This is a genomic window from Ralstonia sp. SA306 (genome assembly GCF_054792405.1).
Genome location: NZ_CP096451.1, coordinates 157,279 through 169,195 on the forward strand (window position 1 = coordinate 157,279; position 11,917 = coordinate 169,195).

9 protein-coding genes are annotated in these 11,917 nt (G+C 57.4%); 8 read left to right on the forward strand and 1 reads right to left on the reverse strand.

What is annotated here, in order from left to right; all coding sequences use genetic code 11:
* The first annotated feature begins 5 nt into the window (after positions 1–5).
* The 8 genes from M1D44_RS00810 to M1D44_RS00845 all read left to right on the forward strand — a co-directional run bounded on the left by M1D44_RS00810 (position 6) and on the right by M1D44_RS00845 (position 11,161).
* Positions 6–1,094, forward strand: coding sequence for a PoNe immunity protein domain-containing protein (locus M1D44_RS00810; RefSeq protein ID WP_439004700.1), 1,089 nt, complete (start codon positions 6–8; stop codon positions 1,092–1,094).
* A 300-nt stretch (positions 1,095–1,394) separates the two neighbouring features.
* A complete protein-coding gene (locus M1D44_RS00815) occupies positions 1,395–2,750 on the forward strand; it encodes a hypothetical protein (protein ID WP_439004736.1) in 1,356 nt (451 codons plus the stop codon).
* 274 nt (positions 2,751–3,024) lie between these two features.
* Positions 3,025–4,374, forward strand: a complete 1,350-nt coding sequence (dcm, locus tag M1D44_RS00820) for a DNA (cytosine-5-)-methyltransferase (protein WP_439004698.1) — start codon at positions 3,025–3,027, stop codon at positions 4,372–4,374.
* Between the two features lie 59 nt (positions 4,375–4,433).
* Positions 4,434–6,032, forward strand: a complete 1,599-nt coding sequence (locus M1D44_RS00825; RefSeq protein WP_439004697.1) for an ATP-binding protein — start codon at positions 4,434–4,436, stop codon at positions 6,030–6,032.
* Complete coding sequence (locus M1D44_RS00830) at positions 5,974–8,235, forward strand: Z1 domain-containing protein (RefSeq protein ID WP_439004696.1); 2,262 nt, start codon at positions 5,974–5,976, stop codon at positions 8,233–8,235. The genes M1D44_RS00825 and M1D44_RS00830 overlap by 59 nt, the downstream gene beginning before the upstream one ends.
* Positions 8,235–9,200: a PD-(D/E)XK motif protein gene (locus M1D44_RS00835; RefSeq protein ID WP_439004695.1), complete on the forward strand. Its 966-nt coding sequence runs from the start codon at positions 8,235–8,237 to the stop codon at positions 9,198–9,200. Before M1D44_RS00830 ends, M1D44_RS00835 begins: the two co-directional genes overlap by 1 nt.
* Positions 9,201–9,236: 36 nt before the next feature.
* The gene (locus M1D44_RS00840) at positions 9,237–9,479 is read left to right on the forward strand and encodes a hypothetical protein (RefSeq protein WP_439004694.1); all 243 of its coding nucleotides are present in this window, start codon (positions 9,237–9,239) and stop codon (positions 9,477–9,479) included.
* Positions 9,476–11,161: a hypothetical protein gene (locus M1D44_RS00845; protein WP_439004693.1), complete on the forward strand. Its 1,686-nt coding sequence runs from the start codon at positions 9,476–9,478 to the stop codon at positions 11,159–11,161. Before M1D44_RS00840 ends, M1D44_RS00845 begins: the two co-directional genes overlap by 4 nt.
* 292 nt (positions 11,162–11,453) lie before the next feature.
* On the opposite strand, the gene M1D44_RS00850 is transcribed toward M1D44_RS00845, so the two are convergent.
* The gene (locus M1D44_RS00850; protein WP_428984679.1) at positions 11,454–11,678 is read right to left on the reverse strand and encodes a hypothetical protein; all 225 of its coding nucleotides are present in this window, start codon (positions 11,676–11,678) and stop codon (positions 11,454–11,456) included.
* Between the last annotated feature and the right edge of the window lie 239 nt (positions 11,679–11,917).

Here is an 11,917-nt window from a genome sequence, read left to right on the forward strand (position 1 = left end):
TATCCATGGCAAGACACAACACGCCCTCCTTCCTTCCTGAGCCGGAGGATCTTCACACCAAGCGCCGTCAGAAGTTCCTTTATGACGCCCTGTACCGCAACGTCCATGCCCGTCTCCAGGAGGGCATTGATGTATGCATCAAAGGCGTACGTCGGGGAGACCTCGACCCCTACTACCTGGTCGATGCGCAGGGTGCCGTCTTCAAGGAGAAGTTTTACTTGTGGATGCTTGAGTACACGGCAGGCAAGGACATCGACACGCTCGCCGGCCAATTCGCATCAATCGTCGACGAATTCGTTCGTTGGAACGAGCTCAATGTTCCTTACCGCCTTTTCCTCAAAGAGAAGTTCAAGGAGCAGGGCGATACCGACTTGACGGTTTGTGCCGTCGACTTCGACAACATAGTTGAGTATGAGAAAGCGCTGCAGTTGATCAGCATCGCCATTCTGATCCGCGACGGTCGATCAACCAAACGCATCATCGCCGCCATGGCTAGCAATCGCCATCGGGACGCTCTGTATGAGCAGCTAATCCTTGACTACGTCAATGATCCTCAGGAGGACATAGAGGAGGTCCTGTTTGAGGAGCCTTACGCAACCCTGGTCGAAGCCTACTTCCAAGAGAGTCGGGACGCTGCGATTCCTCAGGTTCAGTCCTACCTGAAGCAGTGGTATCGCTACCAGGATGGCGCGCGGTGGTACGACGCTCACAAGAAGATTCAGGAGGACGAGGCGTTCTATTACGGCTACTGGGCTTTTGAGGCTGCTGCCACCTGCTTCCTGCTAGGACTCGACGACAGCACCATTGACCACATGGTCTACCCGAAGGACCTCGTCGCCTACGGCAGGAAGTTGCGTGAAGAGGATCGCGTCACTAGCGACTTCGATATACCGCTGGGCCTGGATGGCTATGCCCTCAGTCACCTGCGCTGCGAAGCCGGCCAGACCTGCCCACAAGCCGGCTGGTGGTTGACCCCTGCCAAGACCAACAGTCGTCGTCACTTCAAGCAAGGCGAAGTCATGCCGGCGGTCGCTTCCGACTACGGTAGCACCATCTGGCAATGGGATATCGATCAGTCTGATACGAAGTTGTAGCGTTGCCCTTTGAGGGAGAGGCGTACTGCGGGCGAGGGAAAGACACAGGCAACTAGATCCCGAAAAAGAGGCATGGAGACGAACATCCGATGTGTAGATCCGCCCGTCCAGGCTAGCGTGGCCATGCCAAGGCGTGCGCGGGATGGCGGCGGGGTTCGGATAGAAGAGGGTGGGCGTGCGCGATTGGCGGGCGGTGCTCACCTGAGCACCGAAACAATCTTTCGGACGGCGGCAATCGGTTCGCTAGTTCTTCATGGGCAGCCGGTTCGGTGTTCCGGCATCGTGCCAGGTATCACATTGGTGATCGCCACCGGCAGCGCCGATTCGGCCGACCATGATGCCGCCGAACTGATTGTCGACAAGTTGTGGGCGCTGTTTCGCCCTCAATTGGTCGACTGGTTGACCTCGCCTGCGGTGTCAGCAGGACTCCGCATGTCTGTCTCGCACGGCGTACAGATAGCGTGCGGCCGTGACGGCCTGCATATCCTGCCCGAAGGTGTGATGCGGATCGATGTTCGCTACGAGGAGGCCTTCGTCTCGTCGTTTGCGAAGCGGTTCAAGCACAGTCCCCTGATCGAACCCATCCCGGGTCCGCACGACAACGTGCTCGCCTTGCTGAAATCAGCGATCGAGAAAAGCATCCGAAGCGAGGATGACGTCTACGCGAGGCTTCCTATTCCCGTCAGGTATCGCGCAAGCGGTGCTATGGAGGCGTGGAAACAGGTCAGGCAGGCTGCTGGTCACTCGGGAACGGAGTTCTCGCGGCTGTTGGTGACGGAGGAGATTGCGCACCTCCTTGAGAAGTTCGAGACATACATACGAACCTGGGCAGGAAGGCCGCTTTCCACCATCACCGACACATCGGGAGTGTGGCACGCGATGCGCAGTGTTGCTTGGCAGGCGTTCAGCGCAAGTGACGGGGCGCTTTACGAACCGACACCCGCGATGCATCGCCTGTTGGATGCAAGCTACATCGCAGACGATGTACCAGTCGGGTTGATCCAACTGCCAACAAACGCGCTGTGCATCATTCCCGACCCCTCGTGGTGGGACCATGACGGAGGGATTGAGGCGATCACCATCGTCCGCCACGAACAAGGAACGGAGGGACAGCGGCACGGATGGTTGAGCTTCATGGCGTGGACGCACCATCTGCAGCGCGCACACCGTTCGGCGAACGTGTTGCAGCTTTCGTTGGCCGATCCTCAGCGGACGATCCGGTCATTATTGGAGGAAATCGTTCCGCAGGAAGGTCGGATAGACGCCGAATCCAATGCGCAGAATGCCCGCGAATATTGGATGCAGGTGCTCGACTATGCGATCAAGATGTTGCTGTACTTGACTGTGCGGGATGCGCAGGTGGTATATGACCGCGCCTATACAGACTCTCCGAGAAGTTTCAGCGGGCTGGGCAAGCGCAGGCGCGCCGAACGACTGGCCGAAATTGAACAACTGTACGACCGGCATATTGTCGGGCCGGCAATTCTGGACATGGAGTTGTCGTCTGCCGTGCCGAGCGATGGGCCGCATCGAGAGGTGCGCGGACACTGGCGGCGACCACATTTCAAGATGCAGCCGCATGGGCCGCATTCGTCGCTGCGCAAGCTGGCGTTTGTTGGTCCGACGATCGTGCGGCCGGATCGGTTGGGGCTCTGAAGAGGCGCGCAAATGCCAGCAAGCACGTGAACGGGTTGCAGAACGCTTCTCATGGCAAACCCCATTTGTGGAAACCTGCGGCTATTGGCAAGGTTACTTAGGCATTGCTTGGTGATTGGATCGTCTAAAATACCGTATTTGCACAAAAGAAGAGTTCCCTCTGCCTAGTTCGATGCCCGGGTGGGCGCAGAACGGCAGTTCATTGGGGCGAGCGAACGAGGCGACATTTATGTGTCCTCGCAACACGAAGAACCAATAGCGACACGCGCCGGACATGCAATCTTTCCGATTTGTTGACCTCTTTGCCGGGCTGGGTGGCTTTCACCTAGCGCTCGCTCGCATGGGCGGCCGATGTGTATTCGCCGCCGAGTGGAAAGAGCATCTGCGCGAACTCTACGAAAAAAACCACGGGCTCAAGCCAGCGGGCGATATCACCCAAGTTCCCCCCTTGGATATTCCGGACCATGACGTCCTTACGGCTGGTTTTCCTTGTCAACCCTTTTCCAAGGCAGGTGAGCAGCTTGGCTTCGAGTGCACGGAGCAGGGTAATCTGTTCTTCAACGTTGCCGCGATTTTGAACGAGAAGAAGCCGACATTCTTTATCCTCGAGAACGTGCCGAACTTGCTCAAGCATGACGAGGGTCGCACTTGGGAGGAAATCCAGAAAATTCTGGGCACTGGCGAAGGCGGTCTTGGCTACAACATTCGTGCGGAGCGGCTGTCGCCTCATCATTTTGGCATTCCGCAGATTCGTGAGCGTGTGTATATCGTGGGTTCTTTACTGTCGCTTGACGGCTTCGTGTGGCCCGAGACCAGTAGCGCTGAAACCAACATTGACACCGTGCTCGACGACAAGCCCTCCGACGCGAAGCAACTCTCGGCACAGGTTAAGGAGTGCCTAGAAGTCTGGAATGAGTTTCTGAAGGCTTGCCCGAAGGATGTAGAGTTGCCGTCGTTTCCTCTATGGTCGATGGAGTGGGGGGCTACCTACCCATACGAGACGACCACACCGTATGCGCTGAAGGAGTTCTACGGCGTAGATGGCCTGAAGGGTTTTAAGGGCAGCCACGGTATCAAGGTTGGTACCTTGAAATCACTTGACGGGCGGTGGGGAGCTTTGCCCAGTCACGCCAGAACAGCGGACTTGATCTTCCCAAAGTGGAAGCAGAACTTCATTCGGCAGAACCGCCAGTTCTACGAAGACAACAAGTCGTGGATTGACCCCTGGTTGCCCAAGATTCTGAAGTTCCCCTCGAGTCTGCAGAAGTTCGAATGGAACATCAAAGGTGGCAAGCGAAACATCTGGGACTACGTTATCCAGTTTCGTGCGTCTGGTGTGCGCGTCAAGCGGCGTACCACCGCTCCGAGTCTGATTGCGATGACGGACACGCAGGTGCCCATCATCGGTTGGCAGAAGCGGTACATGACGCCGCTTGAATGCGCACGCCTGCAAAGTCTCCATGGGCTCAAGGAGCTTCCCAAGAGCGCCAGCCAGGCCTTCGCAGCATTGGGTAACGCCGTGAATTCCAGCGTTGTAGAGAAGGTGGCGCGGGCGCTGCTAGCTGTTCAGCCACAGCCTAAAGTCGGCGACACCCGCTGCCAATCCGAAGCCGTCGCTGCCTGATGAGATCGGCGCCAGACTCTCAGTTCACGGGACCGATTGAGATTCGGCCCGAGGTCACGATGCTTTCGGTGCTCCGGCACCTGAACTACAAGGCCTGGTTTGCTATCGCGGAATTCATCGACAACGCGCTGCAGAGTTACTTGGCCAACCGCGAAGCTCTAGAGGCTATCAACGGCCCCAACTTCCGCCTTGAGGTGGATGTTCGCATTGACGCCAATGGTCCCGGAATCATTGTCGTGTCCGACAATGCTGCCGGCATCTCCACGGCAGATTTCCCGCGAGCCTTCCGAGCTGCTCAAGTGCCAACGGACCGCACTGGTTTGTCGGAGTTCGGCATGGGCATGAAGAGTGCGGCCTGCTGGTTTGCTGAAAAGTGGAGCGTTCGGACCAAGGCCATCGGTGAGGCGCTTGAGCGAACGATTCATTTCGATATTCGCCACATCGTCGACAACAAGATTGAGAGCCTGAACACCGAGGCTCGCGACGTCGGTAGTCCATCGGCTCACTATACCGTGGTCACCCTGCGCGGTCTGCATCACGTCCCACAAGGCCGCACGATTGGGAAAATCAAGGACCATCTGGCGAGCATCTACCGCGTGTTCCTCAGAGATGGTCGGATGACGCTGAGGTTCAACAATGAGCCGTTGGCCTACGCCCCAGTCCCCATTCTCAATGCGCCGAAGTACATCGCGCCCGGAGTGCCTGCTCAGGGGGCTGACGCCAACCCTGTCGAGTGGCGGAAGGACATCGCACTAGATTTCGGCAAAGGGCAGCGCGTGACCGGTTTTGCGGCGTTGCGTGAGACAGGCTCGACGCCTTTCGCCGGCTTCGCACTGTTCCGGCGTGACCGCCTCATCGAAGGCAGCTACGACGAGACCTACCGCCCTAGCTTCATCTTCAAGCAGACCAACAGCTATCCGTACCAGCGTCTCTTTGGCGAGTTGCACGTCGAAGGCTTCGAGGTTAGTCACACAAAAGACGGCTTCCGGTGGGAAGAGTACGAAGACGTCTTCCTTGAGTATCTTAAGGCGCAGTTGGAGGTGGCCCCTCTGGACCTGCTGGCACAGGCGGAGAACTACCGGGCGCTGCCGTCAAAGAAGAGCATCGAGGCGCGGGCCGCTGCGGCCACTGCCGCGGTGGCGGACTACATCGAGAAGGACGTGGCCCCGTTGCTTGTGGATGCCAAGTCCAACCCGACCGAAGCCCTCCCTCTGCCTCAGATGCTTGCACCTAGCACGTTGCAAGCATCTGAGCGAACCGTGTGTGTCAACGACGGGAATTGGGACTGGGTTATCACCATTCGCACGTCTGTTGATCCAGCGCGCGAGGACTGGGTTTCGCTGGCCAAACAAGACCCGCTGCCTGGGGATATTGACGACACTCGTCGGCTGGTCGTTGAACTTGCACTGTCCCACCCTTTCTCGAGCGAGTTTCTCGGAGCCAACAACGAGAACGTCGAACTGTTCCTCCGAATCGCTACAGCGGTTTGCCTTTCGCTGGTGTTAGCAGAAGACGTCACAGGGGAGGCCCCTGAGGCCGTTCTATACCAATTCAATTATCTGATGCGTGGCGTCTTGATTCGCGCTGCGCTGAATAGCGATGACCGCCTCCATCAAGATACTCAAAGCCATCAAGCCGCCCCTCCGCTGGGTGCCTGAACAGCGCGACTTCACGCGAGAATTCCTCGAAAGCAAGTCAAAGGACCCGAATGGTCCGAGCTACACGGACTTGACGGTCGGCCCGGACTCTGTGTTGCACGAAGCGCAACGAATTCTTGGCCGCTGCCTCCCTCCTTCTGAGGTGGGCACGCCGGAGACTGGCCTAGTGGTCGGGTATGTACAAAGCGGCAAAACGATGTCGTTTGAGACGGTCATCGCGCTAGCGCGGGATAACGGGTATGGTCTGGTCATCGTGTTGGCAGGCACGAAGAACAATTTGCGCGACCAGTCGGAAGATCGGTTGAAAAAGGACCTCGGCATCGACGACGGCGGTGACCACTGGTACCACCTGTCCAACCCGACTAAGGCAGCCAAAGGGCAGATTGAGAGCAAAGTCGGTGCCTGGAAGAAGAAGCCAGCAAAGAAGTCACTGCTCGTCACAGTTCTCAAACATGACGGGCACCTCGAGAAGCTGGCCGAGGTGCTTAAAGGCATTGACCTTGTCGGTGTGCCTGCGCTGATCATAGACGACGAGAGTGATCAGGCCAGCCTGAACACCAAAGCGGCGCGCATTAAAGCAGGTCTGGCAGCCATCACGGAGATGAGCACGACCTACAAGAAGATCATCAAGCTCCGTGCCGCTTTGCCGCACCACTCGTACCTGCAGTACACGGCGACGCCTCAAGCGAATCTGCTATTGGCTCAGTCCGATTTCCTCAATCCGGACTTCGCGGAACTAGTGACGCCAGGCGATGCCTACACCGGCGGCAAGGCATTCTTTCTCGGCACCCCAGACCTCATCGCCGACATCCCTGTGCGGGAGGTCCCAACTCCGAAGAACGTAGTATCAAGTCCGCCCAAGAGTTTGCTGAAAGCACTTCGCTACTTCCTGCTGGTGGCTGCGCAGCACTCGCTGACCCGTGAAAAGGGGATGAAGGGAAAGGACCGCAATCGCTCGATGATGGTTCATCCCGCCATTGCGACGTCATCTCACAAGGTATACAAGGCCTGGGTCGAGAAGGCTCGTAAAGGCCTACGTAGCATGGTCGAGAATTACCATGAGACCAACCCGAAGGCAGCCGCCGACCTGTTTGCAGTCGAGTACGCATCGCTTGCCAAGACCTACCCGGACATCAAGCCCCTTCCTGATTTGATTTCTGAGATGGTTGAGGAGGTGTTCCACGAACTCAATGTGGTCGAGGTCAACGGCACACCTGATGCGGAGAAGAAGGTTGACTGGAAGCAGACTCCATACTGGATTCTGGTTGGGGGAGCAAAGCTAGACCGGGGATACACCGTCGAGGGTCTGTGCGTGACGTACATGCCTAGGCCCTTGGGAACGTCGCCCGCTGCCGACACGCTGCAGCAGCGTGCGCGCTTCTTTGGCTATAAGTCCAAGTACCTGGGCCTATGCCGGGTCTTCGTACAGAACTCCGTACAGAATGCCTTCAGGGAGTACGTGGAGCACGAAGAGTTTGTTCGAGAGGCGTTGGCTAAGAATCGTGGCAAGCCGCTCAAGGACTGGAAGCGCGATTTCATCTTGACCGCCGCACTCAAGCCCACCAGGGCAAACGTGGTTGGTTTGGGAGTGCGCCGAATTCCTGTGAACGGCTGGTTTGTTCCACAAGTGCTGCAGCGAGATGATGATGCCGCAGAAAAGAACCGCAAGCTCTTGAACAGTGTGGTTGCAAAGTGGGAAAAGGTATCGAAGCGCCAAAACGCGTCTGCTGTTATCAAGAGGGCCGTGGCCTCACCTCATGATGTCATTGAGGGCATCCCGCTGGCCGATGTGCTGAAGGACTTCATGATTGAAGTCGAGGTCAAGGAGCCGCACGATGCCGAAGAGCATAACGCCATGGTGATTGCGTTGGCGCAGTTGCGTGCCAAGCATCCAAGCTTGGAGGTCGACGTGTTCCTGATGAACAGGCTTACGACGGGCTACCGCACACGCGTCGCGGGGCGCGGTATCAAGGACGGCAAGAACCGGTTCGCACCTATCAACCAATACTTCAGTCAAAGTGCAGGCACGCTGAATGATCGCGACTACTGCTTGTCTGGCCGTATCACGCTGCAGTTGCGCAGATTTAACCTCGGTACGGTTCAACGTGACGAAACGAGTGCAGACGTGAAAAACGTAGCTTGGTTTGCGTTGCACGTCCCCGCAGGCCTTCGAAAGGACTTGGTCGTCGAGAAGCGCAAGTGATGGATCTTTACCAAGCGTTTGCAGGTCTTCCGCATGCAGTGTCGGCCGTCGATTTTTCAGCGGTACGACTGACGGGCTCCCGTTTTGATTTTCTAACCAAAGCAAGCGACGGGGGGCCGGTCTTTCTGCTGCAGGACTCGAGTCCTGCGAGCTATTCGCCCGCCATCGAACTCAAGCATGTTTCCGTTCAGTTCCACAATACGTGTCGAGTGACAGCGGCGGGCAGTGCGGTTGAGGACCAGTTCGCGGTCATTTCCTGCGACGCCGGTGTTCCCGAACTCCATGAAGTGTTCATCCGCTGTCTTGCAGCGGCTGTTGAGCAGTTGCCGTTCGGGGCTGGCACTTTGGACCTGCAACGCTGCGTGCAGTCGCTGCTGGACTTATTTCGCGCGCTCAGTCGTCCGAGTAGTCGCGAGGTGACTGGCCTGTGGGCCGAACTATTCGTGATTGCCAAGAGCGGGAACGTAGCCCAGGCTCTGCGCTCGTGGCACGCGGACCAGTTCGAGCGCTTCGACTTTTCCTGGCCCTCGGGATGCCTCGAAGTGAAGGCGGCGGCCAGTGAGTTGCGTCAGCACGAATTCGCGCTGGAGCAGTTGCGGTCGCCATTAGGTGGGGCAGGGTACGTCGCCTCAGTTTTGCTTCAAGCCCAAAGCGGCGGTGTTGGCGTTGTCGACCTGGGCAACGAGATTGAGGCCAGCATCTCGAGCGAGCCGGACCTGCGTCAAAAGCTGTGGGAAAACATCGCCGCCGCTCTCGGAAATGACTTCTCGGAGCGGCTGGATCGTACCTTCGACACGTCGTATGCTGCCCGTAGTCTCACGATCTATGCCATGGGCGATGTTCCTGCACTCCAACAACCGAGCGACCCGCGCATCACCGCAGTGCGATTTCGAGTTGATCTGTCGACCGTGACGTCCTCGCTGACTGGAAGTGCGAGAAGCGTTCTCGACGCGCTGTTCGCGTAGCAGTTGCGGTCATAGTTCAGGCGACTGAAGGCCCTCGTGCCCAATGCTGGCCTTTGTACGTGGCGGGATCAAGGCGAAATTTTCTCTGATGGACGAGTACATGCCGAGGTGGCGGTCGCTGATCGACACACTTACTTCATCGCCAGCGCAAACCTGACGGGATTTGCCATGGAGAGGAACATGGAGGCAGGGCTACCGCTTTCTGGAGAGAATATCCCGCAGATGCTGGAAGAGCATCAGTTCGCATTGGTGTCCTTGAAGATCGTTTCTCCGGTATGAAAGACCCGGTACACCTTCTCCAAGATGCCATCAAGGACGAACGGTATGTCCTACGCGGCTATGAGAGACCTTCGGAGGCGTTGACCTTCGAAACTCTGCGTGCCCTCGATTACGCCTTTTGTCGAGAGCTGATTCCGGAACTGAAGGAATTGGACGAATCAGGACTACGGATGGAGAGCATCCGCAAATACTCGATCAATGCAGCCTTGAAGCGAGTCCTGCCGTCCGAGTTGAAAGCGGATGCGTCCAGACTCTTCACATCCAATGCTGCGACTGCGGCGCAGACGGATGAGTTTCTGTGGCGGATGGGCTGCTTGACGATGGCTGAGAAGCAACTGACTTTGCTGCGTTCGGGAGCGCTAAAAGGTGAGGTCGACAAGCGCAAATTGAAGGGAATGACGCTGCTTGTCCTGTCGATACAAGACAACACAGCCTATCGGGAACAGGTTGGGTTTCAAGGGCTGAACTGGCTCAGTGATATGACGGTAGCGGAGGATCGTCCCAAGGAGGCTGCTTTGGAACTTCGCCACATGGAAATGCTTCCCCGTCTGACCGACTATCTTCGCGGTAGTCCGTCGCCTGAAGAACTACTTTTTGATGGCGTCGATGACTACTTCAAGGAATGGGCTGTCCTGTATCTGAGAAGGATGTCTTTCAGGGATATGCTGGCAGATGACGACCGCTTTGGAGGGCGTGCCTATTCGACATATGTGGCTGTTCTCGAAGCGCTCTCAGCCATGTCGCAGCAGAGGCTTTGCTATGCCGGACTGCTGAATGCGGACGATCCACGCATTGGGGTCAGGAATCTCTTGACGGGCGGGGCGCTTCACGAAGAGCTGATCGGAGGGGTAGCCAATTTTCTCGATGCCTCCCGGCAAGAAGTGTCGGAACTTTTGGACCACCTGACGTTGAGCCCTGCAAACGCCAAGGACCATCTGGAACGTGGAGCACAAGCGCTCGCTCCGGCAGTCAGGACGAGCCAGCATTTGGTGGCGCTCCCGATGTACGGTCTGGAACTCAATCCATTTCTATTTCTCTGGGCAGAGCTGCGCAGGCGATATGAGAAGGACTGGTTTGATGCGGCAAATCGACGAGAAGGCAGATGGGTTGCCGAACTGCGAGCACAGTTCCCTGCGCCCCGCTGGCACTGCCTTGATGGTGTCAAGCTGAAGCGGGATGGTAAGACGATCACCGACATTGATTTCGTCGCGTACGATACTAGCTGCAATAGCGTCATCCTTTTCCAGCTCAAGTGGCAGCAGCCCTTCATGGGTGACGACAAAGTGCGTCGAAACAATGCGAGTAGCCTGGTTGATGACAGCAACAAGTGGATCGCTGATGTCGTGGGCTGGATGGAGGCGGCTGGAGGCAGCGGCTTGAAGGAGCGTCTCGCGATCAATACCGATGCCTCTCTCTCCATTCACCTCGCCGTGCTGGGGAGGTACCATGTCCACTTCACGTCCGCAAATGGCCATGATTCTCGGGCTGTCTGGTGTGACTGGGGCAACTTCCTACGCGAGCGAACCCGGTGGCCTGGCGATTCAGCCGACGAATTCGTAGCTTCGCTTGGAAAATCGGTCGAAAGGGTGACAGCCGAGGTGGAACCGGAATCGTTTTTCATTCCGCTCGGCGACATCCTGATGCTCGTCAATCCGACGCGCATGCATTCGATGAGCTCATAGTCTTTGCGGCGCGGTGCAGCACGCTACAGTCTTGTCTGGCAGTCTGGTGTTGCCGTGAGCAGCGCTCGGTTCCATTGGGGCGTTGAAGTCGGGTGGGCAATCGAACCAAAGTATTCCCGAAAATTGGGGGCACATTTGGGGGCATGTAAGAGCCGGGCTATTCTGAAAATCCTTGTGCATCAAGGATGTGTGGGATAAATTGCATTCCTGCAGCCGCACCAGCATCACGAAAACGGTCTCCCTTGCGGAGGCCGTTTTCTTTTGTCCGGTGGCCCGTTCAACTTTGCGAGCTTCAACCGCGCCGCACCCAGATTACCTTGCCGCCCTGAATGCCCAGATTGCGGCGCTCTTCTCGGTAGTCCATCGTGCCGGGCAGGGCTTTGCCGTCGCGCTCGCTGATGCGCCAGAGGCAGCCGCTGAGCAAGGCGGTGGCCTCTTGTTCGGATTTGCCGATCAAGGCGTCATCGGAACTGGCGGCTGTCTGGCACGTGGAGGCAGGCGATGTGTGCTCGGCCATCTTGGGTTCCCCCGCATTCTTGGTGTGTTCTAAGCCTGCCGTCGAGCAACCGGCCATGCCTGCCATTGCGGCAATCGTGGTGAGCAGCATTGCTAAGCGCGTCATACAACCTCCGTCTGATATCGCTGTGGCGAGCACCCTCACGTGATGCGCTCGATCGTGACTGCAGTGTACCGATACCGACTTGCGAGGCGCCGCACATCGGGTTGTTGCCGCCGTGCAATGGGCTTCGCGACACC